Raw genomic sequence first — 24,528 nt, forward strand, 5'->3', positions numbered from 1 at the left:
CGCCTACGGTCGCAGATCGCACCCGACCAGGGGTGGACCCCCGCGATGAACCTCGATCCCATGGACCGATACCGCCGCCGTGAGACTGGCACCAGAGTGAAGGCATGACCACACGCACCCCTCTCACCGCCCACCATCTGGTGAAGACCTACGGCACGGACGGCGTCACCACCACGGCGCTCGCCGGAGTCGACCTGACCATCGCCCCGGGCGAGTCGGTCGCCGTCATGGGCCCCTCGGGCTCCGGCAAGACGACGCTGCTGCACTGCCTCGCCGGTGTGCTCACGCCGACCCAGGGCGAGGTGCTCTGGGCGGGCCAGAACCTGGCATCGCTCTCCGACGCCGCCCGAACCGCCCTGCGCCGCACCGACTTCGGCTTCGTCTTCCAGTCCGGGCAGCTGCTTCCGGAGCTCCCGGCCGAGGAGAACGCAGCCCTGCCGCTGATGCTCGGCGGCGTCCCACGCGCTTCCGCGGTCCAGACCGCACAGCGTTGGCTGGAGTTCCTCGGCCTCGCCGGAATGGCGAACCGGCGCCCGGGCGAGCTCTCGGGTGGCCAGGCCCAACGCGTCGCGATCGCGCGCGCCTTGGTGGGCTCCCCCGGTGTGGTGTTCGCCGACGAACCCACCGGTGCACTCGACCAGCAGACCGGAGCCGAGGTGCTGCGGGTGCTCACCGACGCCACGCGCGCCACCGGGGCGGCGCTGGTGATCGTCACCCATGATCCGCAGGTGGCCCGCTGGTGCGAGCGCACCGTCCAGATGCAGGACGGTCGGATCGTGACCGAACACCGGCGCGAAACGTCCTCCCCCGACGACGTCCGGGCCACCCGATGAAGGCGGCAGTCGACCTGTGGTTGCTGCTGCGCCGGCGCACCGCCGGGAGCGGCGATCCGCAGCGCCTCACCACGGCACTCGCCGTGCTGGCGTTCGCTGTCACGACGGCGGTCACCGGAGTCGTGCTCGGAGGCCTCCTGGCGTTCGTCGAACGTGGGCAGGCACCGGGGGCAGCGGACGAGGCCGGCTTCTACATCACACTGGCCGGGACCGCCTCGGCGCTGCTGATGGTCCCGCTGGTCACACTCGGTGGCGCCGCGGCCCGGCTCGCCGTCGCACGACGGGACGAGCGATTGGCGGCACTGCGTCTCGCGGGCGCCACGACCGGGCAGGTATCCCTGCTGACGATCCTCGACGCGACGGGCCAGGCGCTGACCGGAGCTCTCCTCGGAACCGCCGGGACGTTCGCGCTGATCCCGCCGGTCCTGCAGATCTCGTTCCAGGGCGTGCCATTCAGCTACGGCGAGCTCGTCGCCCCGTGGTGGGTCTACGTGGCGATCGTCGCCGTGGTGACTCTGGTGGCGCTGTTCTCCGCGGGCGGGAGCCTGCGGAAGGTGGCGATCACTCCGCTCGGCGTGGCCGCACGGACGTCGCCCAGTCCGCTGCACTGGTCACGCATCCTCCCCATCCTCGCGTTCGGCGGCGCGTTCGCCGTTCTCCTGAACAGCGGTCAGGCCGCTCTCGGCGTGCTGGTGGTGTTTGTCGTCGGCGGGTTCGCGATGATGAACGCACTCGGGCCGTGGGTCATGGGTCTGATCGGCCGATTCACTGCATGGCGGGCGCGCACGCCCGCCACGTTGATCGCGGCTCGTCGCATCATCGACTCCCCGCGCACGGCGTGGCGCAGCGTCGGGGGCGTCGCCCTGGCGACGTTCATCGCTGGAATGACGGCCGCCATCGCGATGTTCAGCGGCGATCAGGCCGACCAGATGGCCCGCGACATGTCGACCGGGGGCTTCCTGACCCTCGCGATCGCGGGCGTGGTCGCGGCCGTCTCGACCGGGGTGATGCAGGCGGGCCGGGTGATCGACCAGGCCGGGGAGTACCGGGCGCTGCGGCTGGCGGGCACGGATCGGCGCGTGCTCGACTCGGCGCGCCTGCAGGAGACACTCGTGCCACTGGCGGTTGCCGTGGGACTGGCCACCGCCTCCGCGCTGCTGTTCATGGTCCCGGCACTCGGTTTCGCCTTCGTCACCGCCGCACCGGTGCTCATCCAGTTCGCGCTGAGCGTCGCCGGGGCGTGCGCCCTGGTGCTGCTCGGGGTACTCGCCTCCGGCCGGGTGGTGCGCACCGTGCTCGCCTGACCGGACCCCGGTTCGATCGCCCGCGGACCCACCTTCCCGGCGCCGACACACCCGGGAACATGGGTTGGAACCCGGAGTTCGGGTCGGACCTCCGAACTTGGGTCCGGAGCGGGGAGGGGTGGGCCCCGGGGATGAGGACTGGCCGGCCCGTCGGCGGGGCCCACCTGTCAGCGAGCAGCCAACCGCCGCGCGAGTGCCGCGCACACCACGAGCTGCAGCTGGTGGAAGATGATCACCGGCACCGCGATCGTTGCGGCCGTCGCGGCAGGGAACAGCACCAGCGCCATCGGCAGCCCCGTGGCCAGGGACTTCTTCGACCCGCACATGAGCAGCGAGATGCGGTCCTCGACATCCAACCCGAGGCCCTTGCCACCCCACCAGGTCGCGGCGAGCACCGCCGTCAGGAGGAGGGCACTGACGGCGAGCAGCGCCACCAGGGTGAGGGGCGTGACCTGGCCCCAGACGCCGTCGGCGGTGGCGTGGGCGACGGCTCCGAACACCAGCAGCACCACGGTGCCCCGGTCGAGCACCTTGGTCAGGTGCGCGTGCGCCCGTACCCACTCCCCCACGAATGGCTGCAGCAACTGACCGATCACGAACGGCAGCAACAACTGCAGCAGTACCGACTGCAGACCGCCCCAGCCCGTCGCCCCGGAAGCACCCATCAGCCATAGAACCAGCAGCGGGGTGAGCACCATCCCGACGACGTTGGACACCGTGGCCGCGCAGATCGCCCCAGCGACGTTCCCGCGCGCGACCGAGACGAAGGCGACCGAGGACTGCACCGTGGACGGCAACAGGCTCAGATAGAGCAGACCAGCGGCGAAGGCAGCCCCCACCAGCGGCTCGGTGGCCCAACCGATCAACACCCCCAGCGCCGGGAAGAGTAAGTAGGTAGCAGCGAGGATCCCGCCCTGCAGGCGCCAGTTCCGCAGGCCCCCGAGCACCTCGGTGGTGCGCAAGCGCATGCCGTAGACGAGGAACAGCACGAAGATCGCCACATCGCCCACGGTCGTGACGCCCTCGAGCACGGGCCCCGGCAAGGGCAGCACCAGGCCCAGCACGAGCGCGGTCAGGATGAGGAGCACGAAGGGGTCGATCGCCGACCAGAGTCCGCGGAGCCGCTTCACGCGACCGCCTGGAAGTGAACGAACATGATCGCCACAGTAACCGGGCGAAGATGACGGGCGTGTGTCAGGACTTCTCGTCGCGCTCGGCCCACTCCAGCAGGGGTTCGATCGAGTGGGCGACCTCATCGATGGAGGCATGCAGGTCCCCGAGGCGGGCGAACCGGTCCGGCACGGTGGCGATGGTCAGCTCGCGGGGGTCGATATCGGCGATCTCGTCCCAGGTGATCGGGGTGGACACAGTGGCTTCGGGGTTGCCGCGTACCGAGTACGCGGCGGCCATCGTGTGGTCACGCGCGTTCTGGTTGTAGTCCACGAAGACGGACGCCGGATCCCTGTCCTTGCGCCACCACTCGGTCGTGACATCGTCAGGCGCGCGCCGGGCGACCTCGCGCGCGAAGGCGAGGGCCGCCGTCCTGACCTCATCGAAGCCCCATCGGGGCTCGATCCGTACGTAGATGTGCAGGCCGGATCCGCCGGAGGTCTTCGGGTAGCCGGTGATGCCGAGCTCGTCGAGGATCTCGTGAGCGACCCCGGCCACCCGGCGCACCCGGTCGAACGGGCAGTCCGGCATCGGATCGAGGTCGATGCGCCACTCATCGGGTTCTTCCACATGCTCGCGGCGGGAGTTCCAGGGGTGGAACTCCACCGTGCCCATCTGCACCGCCCAGATCACGCTGGCCGGCCCGGTCACGCACAACTCGTCCGCGGTGCGCTTGTACCGGGGGAAGTAGACCTGCACGGTCTCCACCCACGACGGCGCCCCTCGCGGCAGGCGCTTCTGGTGCACTTTCTCGCCGCTCACCCCGGTGGGGAAGCGGTGCAGCATGCACGGCCGTTCGCGCAGCGCCCGGGTGATGCCGTCACCGACGCTCAGGTAGTACTGGGCGAGGTCGAGCTTGGACTCACCGCGGGCGGGGAACATGACCCGGTCCGGGTGGGAGATGCGGATCGTGCGCTCTTCGACGGTGAGCTCGGCGGCGTCATCGGCCATGACCTCACGGTAGCCCTAGAGCGTGGCGCACTCCGGCACTCAACGCCACAGGCGTGCCCCACCCTGTCGGATGAGGCACGCCTGTGGATCGGCCGCACCATGGTGCAACCCGTGATCAGGCTCGGGGGAGCGTGATCAGACCTGTTGCCGGCGCACTCCCAGCAGGATTCCTCCAGCCAGCATCAGCACGACGGCGCCGACTACGGCCCACAGCACCGTCGTACCGGTGGTGGGCAGGTCATCGACGGACCCTGGCTGGTCCCCCGACCCGTCACCAGAGCCCGCGCCGGACTGCTCGAAGACGTTGGCCACAGTGACCGATGTGCCCCCGTCAGGGAGAACGGTGACCTCCGCCGAGGTGCCCTCGGTGGTCACCGCCTCGTCACCGTCGGTCGCCACCGTGATCGAGGTCGAATCCGCACCGCCGGTCTCGGACTCGCTCAGCTCACATGCGGCACCGATCGGCAGATCCTCGAACGTGACCATCAGATCGTCCGGAGCATGCAGCTCACGCACCGCCCCGCCGGGGATGTCGACCTCACGCTCCTGGCCGTCCGCCGTCCAGGTGCACACCAGCCCGACGGCGAAGCTCGCCTCCGTGTCCGCCTCACCCTCGACGGTCTTGGTCACCGTCAACGACGTCACCTCGAACGTGCTCGTCAGGGTCACCACCGCAGGCTCTTCACCCACAGTGATCGTTCCGTCGGCAGGTTCCAGCTCGGAGACTGTCGCTCCGCCGTCAGCCATCTGGGTCACCACACACGTGGCACCCAGCGGGAGAGCGTCGAACGAACTCTCGCCCCCTGCCGCCAGCGTCACGGACTCCTCGAGCACGATCTGCCCGTCCGCAGTGCACACGACGTCAAGCACGAACGGTCCGGCCCCATAGAGCTCGGCACCGGCACCCTCCACCTCGTTGAGCAGTGTCAGTTCACCGGTCTCGGGCTCCGCGTCCCGGACGAGAGTCCAGAACCGGTCGGCGGTCTCCTCGTCGGTGGCCGTCGTGGTGTCGCCGGCACCGAGCCCGGCGGTGATCGTGGCGTCGAGCCCATTGCCCGAGGAGTCCGTCACGGTCGTGCCGCCGTCGGGCTCGTCGAAGGCGTAGCTGACCACGTCACCCTCGACCGGCTGCCCAGCAGCCAGCTCGGAGACCTCGTCGGAGGACAGTGCCCTGCTGTGAATCGCGAAGTCGTCCAGGGCGCCGTCGAACGCCGGATCGCTCCCGTACTGCGACCTCCCGAGCCAGTTGCGTCCGTTCGCCGCCCCCAGGTCGGCAGGCGAATTCGTGATCTGGTCGTTGGTGACGACCGCCTCGCCGTCGATGTAGAGCGTGCCCGTGGTGCCGGACACGGTGACCGTCACCTGCGTCCACTCGTCGAGGGGAAGGTTCTGCCCCGGATAGTCAAGACGCTGCTCTCCCCCGGCACCGCTCGTGGTGATGACGAAGCGTGGCCCGCTCCCTGCGTTGAGGGTGAGGAACATGCTCGATCCCGAGCCCGAGCCGATGTCGAACACCCGGGCCCAGGTCGGCAACGCGGACGGCTTCACCCAGGTCGAGATCGACCAGTCGCCGTCGAGCCCGTCGACGACGCCATCCGGCAGCGTGACGTAGGAGTCGGTGCCGCACATGTCGAGCGCCGTCCCGAACTGGCCCGGCTGTCGTGGCCCGTCGGGCGTACAGTTCGACGTCGGGCTCCCGTCGGTCCACTGGACCGCGGCTGCGCCCGGCTCGGTGCTCATCTGGTCGACGCCGAGGGTCAGGCCGGTCGCGTAGTTGGCGAGCCGGACGTTGCCCTGGCCGTCGGGGACCAGCTGCCACAGCTGTTCCTCGCTCCCGTCCTCCTCCTGGACGACGGCAGATGCGCCGTTGCCGATCTCCCCCGGCTGTGCGCCGAGGAGCAGTCCGCTGGCCGTGTCGATCACGGTGTAGAGGCCCGAGCCGGCGTCACGGATCTCCCACGTGCTGCCCTGGCCGGCCGCGGACTGGATGGCACCGCCGTCGTCCGTGCCAAGCGGCAGGCCGGAGTGGACGTTGTCGAGGGTGTACGTCCCCGCCAGGCTCTCGGCCTGTCCGGCCTCGGATACGACGACGTGGTATCCGTACATCGGGTTCATCACGACAGGGACGGTGATCGATCCGTCCTCACCGACGGTGTACGTCGTCTCCGAGACAGTGATCGGCCCTGCGGTGGGCGTGGTACGCCCGTAGGACGGCGTGACTTCGAGTGTCACGTTCACGTCCTCGCCGAGGGCGAGCTGGTCGAGGCCGTTGACCTCGATCGAGGTCGGGCCGCTGTTGCCGCCCGCGATGATCCGCACCTCGTCCCGGGCGTCGTTCACCGAGGCAGCACCGTCCAGCGGGCTCTCATTCGACGGCGGGGTCGTGGTGACCATATCCCCGGTCATGTCGGCGTACCAGGTGTACAGCCAGTAAGCGCCGTTGGGTGCGCCACCGCGTTCGACGAGCAGGTCGCCCAACGTCCCGGACTGGTTCCAGAACGCGAGTTCGGCCCGGTCGATGCCGAACCGCTCGAATTTCGAGATGTACCCGACGAGCGGTCCCGGCAGACCCACCTCCTGCGGGGAGGCGTACTCAGCGATGTCGATCGGAAGGTCGGGCAGGTCCAGTTCCTCGAGCATCGCCCGGACGGACTCGACGTCGTCCTTCGTCTTCGACGACCGGATCAGCTCGTGCCACTCGAGCACATCGGGGACGGTGTCCGTCTCTTTCGCAAACTCGAGGAACTGCCGCATGTCGGTGATGTTGTCGGAGAAGCTCGGACCCTGGATGGGAACGTCGGGCCCCAGCTCTTCCCGCAAGACGTTGTAGCTGAACTCCCACAGCTCCTCGAAGGTGCCGTTCTCCTCGAGCCAGGTGTGGTCCGATTCGTTCCACGGGGCGTAGGCCACGATGTTCGTCGCTCCGGACGCCTCGACGTCGGCCACGACGTCCCGGATGACGTCCTCCCAGGCCTTGCGGTCCTCGGTGTTCTCCCAGCTGAACTGGTAGGGCCAGCCGGGGTAGTAGTCGACGATCCTGACGACGATGCCGGCGTCGTGACGTGCGGCTGTCTCCCACACGTCGAGGGTGTCGCCCGTCGGCTGCTGTCGGCCTCCCGGCGGCATCTGGACGAATGTGTTGGGCTTGATCGGCGCAATGAGCTCGTCGGACGGAACGCCCTCGTCGGCGATACCGTAGAGCGATCCCGTGGCCACGTGGCTGACCTCGCGGAACGGCTGGTCGGCGTCGACGACCAGCGTCGACTCGGGGCCCGGCTCGGCCACCGCCGCGGTCGTGCTCACGGCGGCTCCCACGGCGCCGAGGGCCATGGCGCTCGCGGCCGTCATCGCCGTCATCGCGATCCGGCGGCGTCGGGCACCCGGCGCCGGTGATCTTCTGTGCAGAGACATCTTCGTACTCCTCGTGTGCGGCGGACGGCACCGCGTCATGCCCTCCGCGGACGTAATACGTGATCGTGCGGACGTCGTAGATCTCACCCCGGACCGGCCGGAGCGTCGCACTCCCTCCCTTCTCTCACGTTGACCAGTCGAACCGGTTCGCTCATGCTCCTGCCGACGTCATGCTGCATCCGCTGTTCGTCCGACGAGGTGCGTGAGCGCACCTGCGCACGAACACGGAGAGGACGTCGAGCGGGGCGTTGGGTCGGTCGGTTCGGTCACCGTGGTCTCCTTCGACGGGTCAGGTCGAGCTGTCGGTAGGTTCTGGGCCGTGCAGGTCATGTGGTCGGCACGAAGACGCGCATGGTCGACGGTCCGCGTTCGGCCCACCGGTGGTACGGCACGAGCGGGACGTCGAACCCGGCCGGCGTGCCACCGTCCGGCGGCGGGAGGGACGGGGCAGCGGTGAACGGCGGCGTCCCCGCGCCGCCGTCGGGCAGTGGGAGCCTGCGTGCCCGCACGATCGCGCCGTCGCCGTGCGGGTGCACGCCCGCAGCCGCGTCGACCCGGACCTCCTCGAGGTCAACGTCGGCGGGCAGATCGACCGACTCCAGCGCGAGCACCAGCGGCCCGCGTTCGACGGCGACCGTGCCGCGCGCCGCGTCGACCCGGGGATCGGGCCAGGTGAACCTCGGTGCGACGGGCAGGTCGAGGGCCGCGGTCGCGCCGTCGGCGAGGATTCCGGGCACCTCGACCCAGCCTGGACCGACCGGCTCGGACACGCCGTCGACTCCGGCGAGGGTCGCACCCTCCGCCCAGTGCGGCACCCGCAACCGCAGGCGCACGGGCAGCGCGGGGGCCTCGACCACTGTGACCCGGATGGCACCGTCGTCCGGATACGCGGTGTCGATACGCAGGGCCAGCACCGATCCGTCACCGAGCTCTACCCGTACGTCGCCCGCGGTGTACTGGGCGAGCGTCACGACGGCGGGCGCGTCCCGAGGATCCTCGCCCGGTGCCTCGACGAACGCCGCGTACGCCTGCCACGACGCGAGCGTGCGCGCCACGTTGGTGGGGCAGCAGGACACGTCGAACCAGGGTGCGCGCACCCCGCCCTCGGCGCGGGGGTTGACAGCGTCGGGCTGTACGTCCGCCCCGGGCTCGCGTTGCTGCAGCGGGTTGGCGTAGAAGAACGCCCGCCCGTCGGTGCGCAGGGAGGTCGCGACGACGTTGAACAGGGTGCGCTCGATCAGGTCGGCATACCGCACGTCGCCGGTGGCGAGCAGCAGCCGCCACGACACCATCACCGAGGCGACGCCCGCGCAGGTCTCGCAGTAGGCGCGGTCCGGTGGCAGTTCCCAGTCGTCACCGAAGCCCTCGTCCTGGTGCCGCGAGCCCATGCCGCCGGTGAGATAGGTGCGGCGCTCCACGGAGCGTGCCCACTGGCGCTCGACGGCGGAGCGCAGGTCGTCGTCGTGGGTGTCCACGGCGACGTCCACCGCACCGGCAGCAAGATACAGGGCGCGCACGGCATGGCCGCGCCACACGTCCGCCTCGCGCACGGGAACGTCGTCCTGGAAGTAGGCGGGGCTGAGCAGCGCGATCGGCGCGAGGGTGCCACGACCGCGGCGTTCCACGAACAGCCGGGCCTGCTCGGTGTACTGCGGCTCGCCGAGCGCGCGGCCCAGTTCGGCGAGACCGACCTCGATCTCTGGGTGTCCGCAGATTCCCGCGCGTCCGCGGATGCCCGGAGTGCCGCCCTCACCGAACTCGCGGCACACGTGGTCGGCGGCGCGGCGGGCGACGTCGACGAGTCTGTCGTCGACACCGACGGTGCGCACCCTGGCCACGGCAGCCTGCAGCAGGTGGCCGGTGCAGTACAGCTCGTGCCCCGAGGACAGGTCGGTGTACCGACCCGGTCGCCCGGGGTGCCCGAAGCAGGTGTTGAGGTAGCCATCGGCGTCTTGCGCCGCCGCGATGCGGTCGACGACTGCAGTCAGCATCTTCTCCACGGCGGGGTCGCCCGTGCGCCCCTGCTCCCACGCGAGCGCCTCGACGAGCTTGTACACCTCGGAGTCGGAGAACTGCCAGCCGGACCGGTCGGGGCCGGTGGCGCCCGCAGCGACGCGGTCGAAGTTGCCGAGCCAGCCGAGGCGCTCCATCCAGTCGAGGCAGTGCTGGAACGTCGCGCTGGCGTTCGTGTCCTGCAGGTGCCCCCAGAACCCGCCGTCGAGCGTCAGCTCACCCAGGCCCAGGCCCCGGCGCGGACCAGGTGGAACGACGGGGCGGGCAAGCGACGGGGCTGGTGCGGGGCGTGTCGAAGTGTCGGTCATGTGCTTCTCTCGTCAGTCCTTGACGGCGCCGGCGGTGACGCCCGCGGCCACGTAGCGCTGCGCGACAACAAGCAGAATCGAGGCCGGGATGGAGGCCACGACGGCGGTCGCCATGATCGCGTTCCACTGCGTGGTGTTGTTGCCGATGTAGTTGTAGATGCTGAGCGTGATCGGGATGAGGTCGCCGTTGCGGTTGAGCGTCGAGGCGAAGATGAAGTCCGACCAGGCCCACAGAAAGGCGAACAGGGAGACCGTCAGAATCGAATTGCGGCTCACCGGCAGCACGATCGACACGAAGGTGCGCCACGCTCCTGCCCCGTCCACCCGGGCCGCCTGCAGCAGCTCCCGCGGGATGCCGGACATGAAGGCGGTGAACAGGAGCACCCCGAACGGCACCGCGATCGTGGAGTCCGCGACGATCAGGCCGGGGATCGTGTTGAGCAGGCCGAGACTGTTGTAGACCGCATAGAAGCCCATCGCCATGACGACGGCGGGGATCATCTGGGCGACCAGCAGAAGGAAGTTCAGCGTCCGCCTGCCGCGCAGGTGCAGGAGGGCAAGCGCATAGCCGGCCGGTGCGGCGATCAGCACCGTGAGGACGACGCTACCGAGCCCGATCAGCAGACTCGTGGCGAGCGCCGGCATCTGCTGACTGAAGACGGCCTGATAGCCCTCGAAAGTGGCCTCCCACGGGAACCAGTGCGGCGGGTCGGCCCGCAGGTCGCGAGTCTGGGTGAAGGACACGTTGAGCATCCAGTAGACGGGAAAGAGCATCACGAGGGTGAAGAAGACCCCGAGTGCTGTCTTCCACCAACGCTGAGAGCGCCGTCGACTCGCGATCATGAGGCGGCCTCCTGTCGTCGCTGAAGCTGCAGGTGCAGGAATCCGAAGACCAGTGCGATGACGATCAGCAGGTTGCCCACGGCAGCCGCAGGTGAGAAGTCGGGTTGTCCGGTGCCGAATGCCTCCCGATACGACCAGATGGACAGCGTGGTCGAGGAGGTGCCCGGCCCGCCGGTCGTCATCACCCAGATCACGTCGACGACCTTGAGCGTGTAGATCAGGCCCAGCAGCAATGTGATCGCCGAAACCGGGCGCAACAGCGGGAAAGTGACGCTCCAGAACTGCCGCCACGCACCGGCACCGTCGAGCGACGCCGCCTCGTAGACCTCACCGGGAATGTTCTGCAGACCGGAGTACAGGATCACCAGATTGAACGGGATACCCAGCCAGATGTTGGCGATCGTCACTGACAGCAGCGCCGTGTCGGGAGAGGTGAGCCAGTTGATCTGCTCGACTCCGAACGCTCCGAGGACGGAGTTGATGATGCCGTTCTCGCTGTTCAGCATCCACGCCCAGGTCGAGGCGGAGACGATCAGCGGCAGCAGCCACGGCACCAGGAACATCGCCCGGAGCGCACCCGAGAGCCGGAAACTGGACCGGAAGAACACGGCAAGGGCCATGCCGATCGAGAACTGGAGGGCGATCGAGCCGAACGTGAACAACGCTGTGTTGGCCAACGCCGTCGGGAATGTCGACGAACTGAACACCTCCACGTAGTTGTGCAGGCCCACGAACTCCGCATCGCCCTGCACGAAGGCGCGGACCGTGTAGTCGTGGATCGACAGGTCGATGTTGCGCCACAACGGGTAGGCGTAGAAGAGCACGAGGTACGCCAGCAGCGGCGTCGCGAAGCCGACAGCGGCCCACTGGCTCGGGTTCATCGTGCGTCCGCGCCGCCGGCCGGGCGGCCCGGCGGGGGTCGTACCCGCCGCACCGCCCGACCCTGCGCGCTGCCCGACAACTGCCGGGTTGCTGGTCATGGTGCGTCCTTCATCGAAGTCGATATTCGCGAGGTCAGCCGATCCGGTCGCGAATCAGCTGGTGCCGGCCTCGGCGTCGGCCTGCGCCTGCTCGAGCGCCTCAGCCGGTGTCGCGGCCCCGGAGAGTGCGTTCTGCACCGCCGTCCACAGCGCCTCGGAGATGACCGGGTAGTCGCTCCCGAGTCCATCACTGGTGCGGCCCTTGGCGTTGCGCACGGCCTCGACCCACGGCTCGAGGTCAGCATTCTCGGCGAGCAGCTGCTCCTGACCGTCAGCGGTCGGCGGGATGTAGTACGCGAACGTCGTAGCCGTCTCCACGAAACCCTCGGGCGTCGTCATGCACTCGACGATCTCGCGGGTGACGTCGTAGCGAGCAGTCTCCTCTTGGACTGGGGCGACGATGAACTCGCCACCGGTCGGGGCGGGCGCCACGCCGCCGTTCCGGGCGGGTAGTTGCACGATACCGGTCTCGAACTCGGCCTCGGCAGCACTGTTGACCTGCCACGTGCCGTTCTCCGCAAAGGCGAAGTTTCCGGTCAGGAACTCCTCCCAGACGGTGTTCTGGGAGTTGTTGATGACCGTGTTCGGTGCATAGCCCTCGTCCAGCCAGCCCGTCCACAGCTCGAGCGCGGCGACCGCCTCGTCGGAGGCGAGATCGGTCAGGTCCGCACCGGACCCCCAGAACCACGGCAGGAACTGGAACGATCCTTCCTCAGTGCCGATGCCGGAGAACGTGATGCCCTGGTGCCCCGCGCCGGTCACCTGCTCGAGTGCTGCTGTCAGTGACTCCCAGTCGGTGATCGAGGCAGGGTCGACGCCCGCGTCCGCGAGCACCTCAGCGTTGTAGTAGAGCGACAGGGTGTTGGCGCCGATCGGGATGCCATAGGCCTCGCCGTCGACGACGCCGGCGTTCAACAGGTTCTCGTCGATCGCGGACGTGTCGAGGCCGAACTCATCGACGGTCGTGAGCATCCCGGTGTCGGCCAGGGTGGACACGGCCGGGTTGTCGATGAGGATGACATCCGGCGAGGTCCCCTCCTGCGCCGAGAGCAGGGCCTGGTTCGTCAGCGCTGTGGTGTCGTAGGCCGTCCGATCGATGGTGACGCCGGCCGCCTCGCCACATGCCTGCACGCGGGCCTCCCAGTCGGAGGAACCGTCGTGCTGGGGGTAGGGGTCCCACCAGGTGTAGGTACCTCCTGCTGTGTCATCACCCATACCGTCGCCGCCGTCGTCTCCGTCGGACGAGCAGGCGCTCAGTGCGCCGAGAGTGATTGCAGCGGTCGCTGCAACGATGAGGTGCTTTCTCCGAAGGTGCTGCATGTGTTCCTCCTTGAACGTGGTGGCCCCGTGTCGCCGGGTGCCGTTCGGTACTGTGTTCCTCATTCGTCGAACCGGTTCGACGTTGGATGTCAGAAAAGTCGGGTGTGGAAGCCGTGCAGCATCAGCGCTCCGGTGGGGCGCCGATGCTGCCCCTGTCGACGAGCTCGGGCGAGACGAACCGCACCACATGGGGTTCGTCGGGTCCCACCTGCCCCTCGATGCGGCGCACCAACTCGCGCACAGCCATACGGCCAAGGCGGTCGGGGGCGCTTTCGATCGAGGAGTAGGGGAGGGAGAAGGTGCGGGCGAACTCGTCCGAGTAGCGCCCGACGACGGAGAGGTCCGCAGGTGCCGCCAAACCGCGCGCGTGCAGCACGCTGGGCAGGGCAGCAGCTGCCGCCTCGTTGTTGATGAGCAGTCCGGTGGCTGAAGGGTGGGCGTCCAGCAGGGCGTTCAGTTCCCGACCGACCTCGGGCTGGTGCGAGGATCCGAACTCGGCGTGCAGTGTGATCCCACTCAGTCGTGCCGCTTCGAGCGCAGCATTCTGCAGGCGCCAGACATAGGCGCCACCACGCTCGATCACGTGCTGCGGCTGCGAGACGAGGATCAGCTCACGATGCCCGAGCCGACGGAGGTGCTCGACCATCACCCGGCCGGCTTCCTCGAAGTCGAGATCGAAGACGTCCACGCCCGTACAGTCACCCGGAAGCCCGACCAGGGCGCCCGGCTGGATCGCCTCGCGCAGAATCGGCAGACGATCGTCCTGTTCTGCGACATTGAGAAGCACGATGCCGTCGACCATCCGCGAGCTGGTCATCCGGCGCAGCGCGCTACGGCCGTCGGCCTCGGTGCCGAGCAGGATGTCGTACCCGAGCTCGCGCGCAGTGTTGGAGACACCGAGCATGTACTGCAGCATCGCGGGGGCGAACTCATCTTCGAGGAACTGGGCAAGCAGGCCGATGACGCGTGTTTGCGAGGTGGCCAGCGCACGAGCGCCAGCGTTCGGCGTGTAGCCGAGCTCTCGGACCGCGTCCTCGACCCTGCGCCGCACATCGGCAGAGATCGATCGCTTGCCGGAGAGTGCGTAGGACGCCGTGCTGCGCGAGACTCCCGCCACGCGTGCGACCTCTCCGATCGTGGCCACCTGCTGCGCTCCTCGTCCTCGTCGTTGCGAACCGGTTCGACACTACAGTGTCTCCCACAGCGAAAGCAACCCCTTGATTCAGCGGTATTCGCTTAAATTTCCGGCCCTGATGGCGAACCGGTTCGCTTCATCATGATCACGCCCGCCCGCGTCGCGGACACTGCCCCGGGAAGGCGACTCGGACACTGTCCGAGAAAGCACGGAGGCGTGCTCACCCCGATCGGGTGAGCACGCCTCCGTTCGATCGCACTCAGTGCGACCGGTGATCAGGCTCGGGGGAGCGTGATCAGACCTGTCGCCGGCGCACCCCCAGCAGGATCCCTCCGGCCAGCATCAGCAGCGCCGCCCCGGCAATCCACCACACCGGTTCGGTGCCCGTGCCCGGCAGGTCGCCGTCGCCTGCGCCCGGCTCCGGGTCGAAGACGTTGGTCACCGTGACCGTGGTACCAGCGTCGGCGAGCGTGGTCAGCTCAGCCGAGTCGCCCTCGGTGGTGACCTCCTCACCCGCAGCGCTCACGGCGATCGTGGTCGCGTCCGCACCACCGGTCTCGGACTCGTTCACCACGCAATCAGCACCGATCGGCAGATCCTCGTAGGTGACCGTCAGGTCATCCGGGGCCTGCAGTTCACGCACCGCACCGCCGGGGATCTCGACCTCGCGCTCCTCACCGTCCGCCGTCCAGGTGCAGACCAGGGTGACGGCGAAGCTCGCCTCACCGGCAGGCTCGCCCTCGATCTGCTTGGTCACCGTCAGCGACGTCACGTCGAAAGTGTTGGTCAACGTGACCACAGCCGGCTCTTCTCCCACGGTCACCACCCCATCGGCCGGGAGGATCTGCGTTGCGGTAGCTCCGCCGTCGGCAACCTCGGTGACCACGCAGTCCGTGCCCACCAGCAGGTCACCGATGGTGGCGGCGTAACCGTTCGCAGCGTTGAGCTGAATGTGCCCATCGTTCGGCAGCTCAACGCTCACCTGCTCGCCGTCACGGTCCCAGGCGCAGACCGCCTGCGCGGTGAACGGCCCGGCACCATAGAGCTCAGCGCCCGGCCCGTCGACCAGCTTCTCGATCGCGACCTCGCCGAGGACGAACGTGTTCGTGGCGGTCACGCCCACCATGCCCACGTTCTCCTCATCAGTTTCCGGGCCCACGATGGTGACCGCGCCGTCGGCGGGTTCGAGCGCCGTGGCGTTCGCTCCCCCGGTGGCCGTTTCGGTCACGGCACACTCGGTGCCGGCCGGGTAGGTGCCGAACGAGCGCTCTGCGCCGGCAGCGAGCTCGAAGGACTCCTCGAGTAGGGTCTGGCCGTCGTAGGTGCAGACGGCTTCAAAGCCGAACGGTCCGGCGCCGTAGAGATCGGCTCCGTCACCCTCGGCGACCTTGGCCACCGACAGCACGCCGGCATCGTAGCCGTTGGTCACCTCGACCTCGGCACCGGTGACGTCGACGCCGATCGTGGCCGATCCGTCGCCGTTGTCGGTGACGTTGGTGCCCACGATTACCACCTCGTCCTGAGCGGCGTCGGCCTCGGTGAGCACGCACTCGGCGCCGACGGGGATAGTCCCGGCCGGGGCGTCGAAGGTCTCGCCGTCGGCCAGGGTGAACGCGAGCTCCGTCGCGCCGTCACCGAAGTCGACCGGAGCACCCAGTGCCGTGGTGCACGTCAGGGTGAAGTCGAACGGTCCGAGCTCACCGGAGGTGGCCTGGGTGTCGACATTCTTGGTGACGCTGAGGTCGGCGTACTGGAAGTCATTGCCGAGCTGGCCCACATGAGCAGCAGGAACCTCGTCCTCAGTACCGGTCATCTCGGTGATGTCGAGGGTGACCGAACCCGGCTCGCGGCTGGTCTCTCCGAACTCGCCGACCTCACCCTGCTCGGTGACGACGCACTCGGACCCGAGCGGGATACCGTCCACCCGCACCGACTCGCCGTCGGTGAGGGTCAGCGTGGCGTACTCGCCCATGTCGAGCGGTGCGCCTTCGACGGTGCAGACCAGGTCGGCCAGGAACTCCTGTGCGGCATAACCAGCGGCGGGGCCTGTGACGTCCTTGACCACCTCGAGCGACCCCGTACGCAGGTGCACGCCCACGGGGGACGGTGCGAGCCTCTCGTAGCGGTCCTCGCCCGCCACCTGGTACTTCACACCGAACTGGTTCCACGCATACGTGTCGGTCACCGGCACTTCCACCGGGGCACCGCTCGGATCGACGTCAGTGGCCGGGACGTTCTCGCTGGAGTAGGTCACGTCCACGCCCTGCCCGGGCACGAGAGCACCGTCGGCCGTGGCGCTGAAGTCGAGCCAGATCCGCAGGCCGGACACCTGCGAAAGGTCGGTGCCGTCGGTCAGTTCGGTCCACTCCTCACCGCTGGCGGTGCACGGCTCGGCCGTGGTGACCTCCGACCAGGTGCCGACGCAGACATCGTCGCTGGTGGTCACCTCGATGACCGTCTCGGTCCCCTCGGGGGCGGTCACCAGCAGGTTGTCCAGTAGTTGCGGCCGGTACACCGAGCCGCGGTCGCTCCCCGCCACCAGGGAGAGGTCCCCGGCAACTGGCAACTGGTCAAAGACCACCATCTCGGTGATATCGGTGGTGCCGGCGTTGACGGTCTGCAGCACCCAGTCGTCGGTTCCGCCGATCACGCTGTTGGCGGCGCAGGGTGCGCGGTAGTAGTCGCCGCCGGTGGCCGTGAGCGTCGGCTCACACAGCCGGTCCACCGAGGAGCTGTGGTGCGCTCCCTCCAGCTCCCCGCGGACACCCTTGAGGGTGTAGAGGTTGGTGCCCTGGGCGGGCTGGACGTAGTCGGTGGCGCCACAGGTCGTGGCATCAGACGCCCAGTCGTCGGTGGTCGATCCACCGGAGACGACGTTCTCGCACCGCTCCAGCGTCTGAACAGTGGAGGCGACCATCGTGTTCGTGGTGCGCTCTCCAGAGCTCAGGCCCGGCTGCAGCTCCAGCAGCACGCGGATGGTGAACGTCTCCCCCGGCAGCATCCGGTTCCCGCCCTCGGGCCAGGTGAAGACGAGCTCCTCGCCCTCCTGGGTCAGCGTGACGTCCTCGCTGAGCGCGCCCTCGTCGTCGGCGGTGTAGGTGGGCTCGTCCCCGAGGTAGGCGAGGTGCTCCGGGAGCGCGTCCCGCACCTCGGTGAGGTCCAGGTATCCGGTTCCGGAGTTGTGCACGGTCAGGTCCCACGGCACCAGGTCGCCCACGGTCGCCGTGCGGTTGCCGTCGTTGGCGAGCTTGTTCACCTCGAGCTCGGCGGTGCCTTCGCTCAGGCCCACGACGGCGGCCGCCGCCTTGGCCTCGGAGCTTTCGCCGTTCAACCGGTCACTGATGACGGTGACGGTGTTGGTCACCTCTCCCTCGAGCTGCACGGCCTCGCCGGAGTCACGGTAGTCCTCGCGCAGCTGCACGGTGAACGCGGCGTTGGCCGACCAGCCCGGCGCCGGCACATCGTCGGAGAAGAACTCGCCGTCGGCGCGGGAGAACGCGAACCGGACACCCTGCACCTCGGTGAGGTCCACATCCGGCAGTGCGGCGGTGTCGAATCCGGTGGGAGCGTCGCTGGTCCACTCCAGCTCGCCGTCGGTACCGAACGGTCCGTACACGTCGATCGCGACCTGGTCTGCGCCGTCGGGAGCGGTGATCTCCCCGAGACCGGTGAGGTCGAAGGTGTTCCAGAAGTCCGGTGACGTCGTGACGTCATCGGTGAGGCGCACCTCCGCCGGTGCCAGCGTGCTCACCGGGTCGTTGCCCTGGTCCGCACCCAGGGTGACGGTGACCGGCTCGTCCCGGGTGGGCTCGGTGAGTGCATCGGGGGAGACGGACTTGGAGGGGGCCACGTTGATGTCCCCGCCGGTGAGCCCGACGGCGGCGCTAGCGTTGGCACCAGTGAGTGCACCGTCATTGAGCAGCGGATCGTAGGACTGGGCGAACACCCGGTTCGGGATCTGCAGGTGGTCGTTCGCCGAGAGCAGCTGCTGCTCGCCGGTAGACCGCAGGGTGGTGCGCAGCTGGGTCTCGAGCACCACGGAGAGCGTGTTGTCGGAGGTGATCGTCGCCAGATCTGCGCCGGCGTAGGTCACGCTCAGGCCGATCACATCGGCGAGGTCGGGCGCAGTGAGATCGTTGGCGTCCTCGGCCACGACCTGGCTGGTGGTGCCATCCTCGTGCAGCAGCCACACAACGCTCTCGGCGAGATCCACCTGATCGGCGATCCCGGCGGAGATGTCGAGACCGGTCAGGGTGAACCGGTCGAACGGGCTCCCCTCCCGCAGCCAGTCGATGTCGGCGGTGAACGGGTCGGCGAGGGCTCCGGCCTCACTCGCCTCGCTCTGGCAGACGGAGATGTTCTCGGCATCGGTGCATGCCGGCGGGTCCATCAGGCGCACGTAGGAGGCGGGAGTCACCGAGTCGTTGCGCGCGGTGAGGGTGAACGTCGCCGTCGGGTAATCACCGGGCTCGGTGGTGCCTTCCATCGGCACGTACAACTCGCTGGTGGGGTCCACACTCTTGCCGACCTGCACCCCCGGCGGCGTGGTGGTGATGGTGATCACCGCGTTGTCGCTGTCCGTGACGGGGTCATCGCCGCCGATCGGCGTGCCGGTGACGCTGGTGGTGTTGTCCACCACGCCGGGCTCGCCGGCGTTGTAGACGGCCTCGTCGGTGATCCAGGATCCGTCGGAGCGCAACTGGTCGCGCAGGCGCCAGGTCTGGTCGAAGGTGCGGTCGACGCTGCTGGTCGCCACACCGGTGCCGGGGGTCGGCGCGTACGGGTCGTAGGCGTCACCGGCAGTGGCCGCTGCCTCACGGGCAGCGGTGTTTTCCTCGAGGACGACCCGCATCGCCACCGTGGAGACCTGCTCGTCCGTGGTGAGGGTGTAGCCGACGAAGGCGCCGTTCGACTGCCAGCCGTCGGCCGGCTCGGCCACGGTCTGCCAGCTGGTGCCGTCGTAGAGCTCGACGGCGGTGATCGTGTCGTACTTCAGAAACCAGCCGTTGCTGTACGGCTCGTCACTGCCGGCGATCGGGTCAAGCTGGACCAGGTCGAAGGCGTCGTACACGGTGTCGGACACATCACCGGGCACTGGCGCGGCGGGGTCACTGACGACCACCTGCTCGAATCCCGGCGAGACACGCCAGGAGAGGGTGGTGCCCGCCTGCTGGTCGGTCTGAGCCGGAATGGTGGCCCGGTCCCAGGACTTGTCGATGCCCACTCCCGGTCCGGGTCCGCCCGGTTGGGGCGCGACGCCGGCGGAGTCGACGTCCTCATCCGTATCGGTGAGCGGGGTACCCGCCTCGGTCTCACCCGTACCGGTGGTGGTGGCGAGGTTCTCCACGTCCACGCCGTCCTCGGTGATCTCACCGCCCGAGCGAAGCTCGTCGCGCGCGGTGGAGACCACGTAGGGGGTCACCGTGGTGTCGGCGGCGAACCCGTCAGTGTTGTCGAAGATGAACCGGATTCCGGTGAGGTCCTCGGTCGTCACGCCGCCCGGGAGTGCGGCAGCGATCTCGGCCTGGCTGAGCGAGGCGAGGAAGGGACTGGCCTGAGCGTCGAAGACGGCCACGGACGTCCAGCTGCCGTCGGGCAGCTGCACCTCGACGGTCAGGTCGGTGTTGCTCGGCACCTGGGTGGGTGCCACGGAGTCGACGTTGAAGGCGTCCCAGAAGCCGCCGTCACCGGTGGAGGAATCCTCGACCACGATCTGAGTGGCCGTGACGTAGTCCGAGGTGGTGGTCAGATTCGAGCGCAGCTCGGTGACCACATCCTCACCAGGGCGCACGGTGGCGCCCGGGCGAATCGTCTTGGTGAGCTCGACGTCGACGGCCGGGGCCACGAGTGTGAGGTTCGCGTCGTCGCTCGCCTCTTCGCCGCGGTCGTTGAACGTGGTGATGCTGGCGTCGACGGTGTTCGTGGTGGGGAGCGTCTCGCCGGTGCTGACGGCAGCCTCGGTCGAGCCGATCATGAAGTCGGCACTCGTGCTCGCGGCGGGCTCGATCCCGGGTGCGTCGGCTGTGAAGACCAGCTCGAAGCCGGAGATCGCCTCGGCCGGCGCAGCAGGTGTCTCGCCGTCTGCGAACGGGACGCTGACCGGGTCGGAACCATCCAGCGGGTGGTAGATCACCTCGGCACCGGTGGCGCCCGCCGGCCAGCTGGGGGCCGCCGTGAAACCGTCGAAGGTGAGGTCGGCGGTGAAGTAGTCGAGGTCGGCCAGACGCAGTTCGGCCACCGGGATGTCGGATGCGTTCGTCCCGGTGAGGGTGGCTTCGGCGCTGTCACCGGCGGCGATCCGGCTCGGGCTGATGTTCTTGCTGGTCTCCACACCAAGGGCCGGCGGGGTCACCGTGTAGCTGGCGTCGGCGGTGGCAGTGGCCGGGTCGCGATCGGCGACGGCGGCGCTTCCGACGGTGGTGTTGTCGACCGTGTGCGTGTCGACGGAAAGGTCCTCGCCGGTGTCGCGGTGCGTCTCGCGCAGGGCTAGATCCAGCTCGACGGCGGAACTCGCCTGCCGTTCGATCGCCGCACCGGTGTAGGTGATCCGGATGCCGGCGACATCGCCGGGGTCGACACCGACCGGCAGCGCGGGGGTGGCATCGGGTGTGCCGGTCTCCCAGCCGTAGCTGCCGTCGGACTGCAGCACGTACACGTCCACCTGCGCCTGCTCGGCACCGGGGGGCATGGACGCGGAGAAGCCGTCAGGTCCGGCGAGGTCGGTGAGGGTGAACGGATTGCTGGGGTCGAGGGAGGTGGCGCCGTCGGGAGCGTTCTGCGGCTCCTGGAGGGTGAGGGTCTCGACCGGGCCGTTGGAGGTGTTCGTCACGCCGAGGCTGATGGTGGACTCGGCACCGGGAGTGAAGGTTTCCTCGGCAGGATCCCAGTCCTTGGTGACGTCGACGTCGAGCACGGACGGGACCACGAGTGTGGTGGTGGCGTCGGAGGAATCTGGGTTGGAGTTGGACGCCTCGGTGGTGGCGGTGTTGGTGAACGCGTACTCGCCCGGGGTCTTCTCCGGTGCCTGGAGGGTGATGCTGACGCTCACGCGGGTGCCGAACTCGAGTCCGGTTCCCTCGGGGTTGGTGCCCTCCTGTTGGAAATCGATGTCGAGCACCGTGTCATCGGTCAGCACGCTCGGCTGTGACGTCTCGGCGCCATCGACGGTCCACGTGACCTCGCGCGGCACGGAGGACGCCGACGGGGTGATGGTCACGTTCTGCAGTGCGTAGCCGTCCAGCTCTGCTGGGAACTGGTCCTGCAGGTGCGCGTCGAGACAGGTCGCCTCGGAACAGTTCACCTCAATCGTGTAGGTGAACGGCTCATCCACGGAGATCTCGTCCGCGCTGACGCGCTTGTCAACGGTCAGGTACTGCGGATCGCCGACGTCCGCGACGGCGGGGGTCGTTCCGGCGATCACCACACCGCCGGTCAGTACGAGTGCAAGGGCGCTCGCGAGCACCCGTCGGATGCGTCGGTGTGGCGAGTTGGTTGCGCGCAGCACGGTGATTGACCTTCCCCCGAAGAGTATGGATTGACCTGCCCGATCGAGTACCTGGGCAGGAGCGATGACCACCATGGCACGACTTCTCGGGCGTTCAATCTCCGGGGCGGGCCGATACCGGCCGTCCCCGAGACGGGCGCTGACCTGCGCAAATGCGCACAGACCCTCACCACCGATGTGAATCACATTCAATGAATTGTGACCAAATCAACACTTCTGTGGTATCAGCACCACCCGGGACCACGCACCGAGAAACCGTCCGGCTACCTCGAGTGGCCGGCATGCCTGGAGTGCCTCGCAACCAAGCACGCACCCGCCCGATCCGCACCTATGCTGCGACGAGGACCGCGCCGTCACATGGCGGGACCCTCGCGTAGCACGGCGGAGAGAGGGTGGGAGCCGTCCCTCGCTCGCGCTCGCTCCTCCTACATCTCACAAGCCAGATATGTGATGGAGCCCCGCCCGAAACACACGGGGGGGCTTCCTCACAAGGGCGGAGACGGTGGGAGCTGTCCCTCGTCGCTGACGCTCCTCAGTCCTCCCAAATCCCCCAACACACGTGTGGTGGTAGACCGACCCGCTCGCTACGCTCGGGGCCGTCCTACCACCACAGGGCGGAGACGGTGGGAGCCGTCCCTCGCTGGCGCTCGCTCCTCCCAAATCCCCCTCTGCAGCACGTGATGAAGGCGCCCCACCGCCTCGCTTCGCTCGGGGTGGGGCGCCTTCATCACAAGGGCGGAGACGGTGGGATTTGAACCCACGGAAGGGTTGCCCCTTCACATCCTTAGCAGGGATGCGCACTAGACCAGACTATGCGACGTCTCCTAGGTGCCCACCAGGATAACGGGCTCACCGGCATGATGCGAACCACCCCTCCCGAGGCGCCGGGAACGCAGTTATGTCGCTGTCTCCAGGCGCCCCAGACGCACTCGCGCACCGGTAGCCAGACCCGCTCCACCCCCAGCGATCACCACGCACGCCATATGGGCTGACTCGAGCCATGGCACCCCGAGCAGCGAAGCGAGGAGAGCTCCCACCCCACCCAGCGCCATGCCGCGGCCGAACGCGAGATTCGCACGTTCGCGGCGCCGTTGCTGAAGCACGGTCCGTTGCCCCGCTGCGCGCTGCTCATGCACCAGCGCAAAGATCACCACAGCGACCAGGACCACGAGCGCCACCGCCATCGTCAGCGGCGTCAACCAGGAGGCCCACCACACGATGCCGTTGGCCATCCCCGGCGCAACGACCACTCCAGCGGCGAACCGGAACCATTCCCATCCGTGCGGCACGGTGGCATCCCTCCCCTGTCTGCCACCGTACGCCGGAATCTGGCGGAGGGTAAGGGATTCGAACCCTTGGTGCTGTTGAGGCACAACGGTTTTCAAGACCGTCACATTCGGCCGCTCTGTCAACCCTCCTGGTCGCCCCATTCTGTCCCACACCTGCGAGCAGTCCCAAACCGGACATCGACCCGCTCGTTCCGCGAACCTCGATCCCTGGATGAGCGGTGGCGCGTCCCGTTCATAGAGTGGGGGTATGCGCGCGATGGTCATCTCGCAAGACAACGGCTCCGGCGGTGCCCCAGTTGGCCTAGCACCAGCCGACATCCCCACCCCCTCGCCTGGGCCGGGTGAGGTGCTCCTCGATGTGGCAGCCGCCGGTGTGAACCGGGCCGACCTGTTACAGCTCAAGGGCTTGCACCCGCCGCCCTCGGGTGCGCCCGACTGGCCGGGCCTGGAGGTCTCCGGAACGATCGCCGCGCTCGGCGACGGCGTCACCGGTCATCAGGTGGGCGATCGGGTCTGCGCTCTCGTCGACGGCGGAGGGTACGCCGAGCAGGCGCTCGCCCGTGCCGAGCATCTGCTTCCGGTCCCGGATGCTCTCGACCTCGTCGACGCCGCCGGCCTGCCGGAGGCCATGGCCACCCTCTGGTCGAACCTGATCGCCGTACCCGGACTGCCCGCCACGGCCGGCCTGGACCCTGAGTCCCTCCAGCGCACCACCGTTCTCGTCCACGGCGGATCCGGCGGCGTGGGTACCGCCGCGATCCAGCTGCTGACCGCCCTCGGCGCCCGCGTACTCACCACGGCCGGTGGCCCCGACCGCACTGCCCGGTGCGCCGAGCTGGGGGCCCACCGCGCCATCGACCACCGTAGCGAGGACTTCGTCGAGATCACGCGCACCGAGACCAGCGGCACGGGCGCTGACGTGGTGCTGGACGTCGTCGGGGCGAAATACCTTCAGCGGAACATCGACGCCGTCGCCCGTTTCGGTCACCTGGTGATCATTGGCATGCAGAAGGGCACCACCGGCGAGCTGAACCTCGCTCCACTGCTCACCCGGTGGTTGTCCATCCACGGCACCGTGCTGCGTCAGCGCCCACCCGAGCAGAAGACGGCGATCCTCACCGATGTCGGCCAGCGCGCCTGGCCGCTGGTCACCGCGGGCAAGGTCCGCCCGGTCGTGCACGCACGTGTGCCGCTCGCCGAGGCGAGCGAGGCACACCGGATGATGGCTGACGGCGAGGTGTTCGGGAAGGTGCTGCTCCTCCCCTGAGGTAGGGGACGCCGTCGGGGGGTGCCTGCCGGGCACTAGGACCGACCGGATCTCCACCCGGGGGTGAAGTTGACGTCGGTTATGGGCCCATAACCGACGTCAACTTCACCCCCGGTGGGTGTACAGGCGGTCGGTGGGTGCACGGGCGGCGATGGGAGGTGCGGTGGTCGTACGGGCGGCAGTGGTCGTACGACCGGCCC

General features: G+C 68.6%; 13 protein-coding genes and 2 tRNA genes. 3 read left to right on the forward strand and 12 right to left on the reverse strand.

The annotated features are described in order from the left end of the window. Positions 1 to 104 precede the first annotated feature (104 nt). Together FV560_RS08100 and FV560_RS08105 are read left to right on the forward strand one after the other, a co-directional pair. Positions 105 to 833 (forward strand): ABC transporter ATP-binding protein, encoded by a 729-nt coding sequence (locus FV560_RS08100; RefSeq protein WP_159621015.1) that lies wholly within the window; start codon positions 105 to 107, stop codon positions 831 to 833. Then, positions 830 to 2,137, forward strand: coding sequence for an FtsX-like permease family protein (locus tag FV560_RS08105; protein ID WP_159621016.1), 1,308 nt, complete (start codon positions 830 to 832; stop codon positions 2,135 to 2,137). Before FV560_RS08100 ends, FV560_RS08105 begins: the two co-directional genes overlap by 4 nt. Before the next feature lie 167 nt (positions 2,138 to 2,304). Here the strand turns inward: FV560_RS08105 and FV560_RS08110 are convergent, their stop codons facing one another. The 12 genes from FV560_RS08110 to FV560_RS08165 form a co-directional block, all read right to left on the reverse strand. Continuing rightward, complete coding sequence (locus FV560_RS08110; protein ID WP_235020003.1) at positions 2,305 to 3,267, reverse strand: bile acid:sodium symporter family protein; 963 nt, start codon at positions 3,265 to 3,267, stop codon at positions 2,305 to 2,307. Positions 3,268 to 3,331: 64 nt separating this feature from the next. Then, positions 3,332 to 4,258: a non-homologous end-joining DNA ligase gene (ligD, locus tag FV560_RS08115; RefSeq protein ID WP_159621018.1), complete on the reverse strand. Its 927-nt coding sequence runs from the start codon at positions 4,256 to 4,258 to the stop codon at positions 3,332 to 3,334. 135 nt (positions 4,259 to 4,393) lie between these two features. Continuing rightward, positions 4,394 to 7,669: a LamG-like jellyroll fold domain-containing protein gene (locus tag FV560_RS08120; protein WP_159621019.1), complete on the reverse strand. Its 3,276-nt coding sequence runs from the start codon at positions 7,667 to 7,669 to the stop codon at positions 4,394 to 4,396. A gap of 326 nt (positions 7,670 to 7,995) precedes the next feature. After that, on the reverse strand, positions 7,996 to 9,990 hold the full coding sequence (locus FV560_RS08125; RefSeq protein ID WP_159621020.1) for a glycoside hydrolase family 127 protein: 1,995 nt from the start codon (positions 9,988 to 9,990) through the stop codon (positions 7,996 to 7,998). Positions 9,991 to 10,002: 12 nt separating this feature from the next. Further along, on the reverse strand, positions 10,003 to 10,833 hold the full coding sequence (locus FV560_RS08130; protein WP_159621021.1) for a carbohydrate ABC transporter permease: 831 nt from the start codon (positions 10,831 to 10,833) through the stop codon (positions 10,003 to 10,005). Continuing rightward, on the reverse strand, positions 10,830 to 11,813 hold the full coding sequence (locus FV560_RS08135) for a carbohydrate ABC transporter permease (RefSeq protein WP_159621022.1): 984 nt from the start codon (positions 11,811 to 11,813) through the stop codon (positions 10,830 to 10,832). The genes FV560_RS08130 and FV560_RS08135 overlap by 4 nt, the downstream gene beginning before the upstream one ends. A gap of 54 nt (positions 11,814 to 11,867) precedes the next feature. Next, entirely contained in the window at positions 11,868 to 13,133 is a 1,266-nt protein-coding gene (locus tag FV560_RS08140) for a sugar ABC transporter substrate-binding protein (RefSeq protein ID WP_159621023.1), read from the reverse strand. A 121-nt stretch (positions 13,134 to 13,254) separates the two neighbouring features. Continuing rightward, the gene (locus FV560_RS08145; RefSeq protein WP_159621024.1) at positions 13,255 to 14,277 is read right to left on the reverse strand and encodes a LacI family DNA-binding transcriptional regulator; all 1,023 of its coding nucleotides are present in this window, start codon (positions 14,275 to 14,277) and stop codon (positions 13,255 to 13,257) included. A gap of 286 nt (positions 14,278 to 14,563) precedes the next feature. Then, entirely contained in the window at positions 14,564 to 21,772 is a 7,209-nt protein-coding gene (locus FV560_RS08150) for a DUF5979 domain-containing protein (protein WP_159621025.1), read from the reverse strand. Between the two features lie 736 nt (positions 21,773 to 22,508). Further along, positions 22,509 to 22,597, reverse strand: a tRNA-Ser gene (locus FV560_RS08155). Between the two features lie 71 nt (positions 22,598 to 22,668). After that, positions 22,669 to 23,061, reverse strand: a complete 393-nt coding sequence (locus tag FV560_RS08160; protein WP_159621026.1) for a hypothetical protein — start codon at positions 23,059 to 23,061, stop codon at positions 22,669 to 22,671. A gap of 40 nt (positions 23,062 to 23,101) precedes the next feature. Continuing rightward, a tRNA-Ser gene (locus FV560_RS08165) sits at positions 23,102 to 23,190 on the reverse strand. A 118-nt stretch (positions 23,191 to 23,308) separates the two neighbouring features. Here FV560_RS08165 and FV560_RS08170 point away from each other — a divergent pair. Next, entirely contained in the window at positions 23,309 to 24,328 is a 1,020-nt protein-coding gene (locus FV560_RS08170; RefSeq protein WP_159621027.1) for an NAD(P)H-quinone oxidoreductase, read from the forward strand. Positions 24,329 to 24,528 lie beyond the last annotated feature (200 nt).

Origin of the sequence: Ruania rhizosphaerae, from assembly GCF_009805705.1 — a bacterium.
In the GTDB taxonomy this organism is placed as follows: domain Bacteria; phylum Actinomycetota; class Actinomycetes; order Actinomycetales; family Beutenbergiaceae; genus Ruania; species Ruania rhizosphaerae.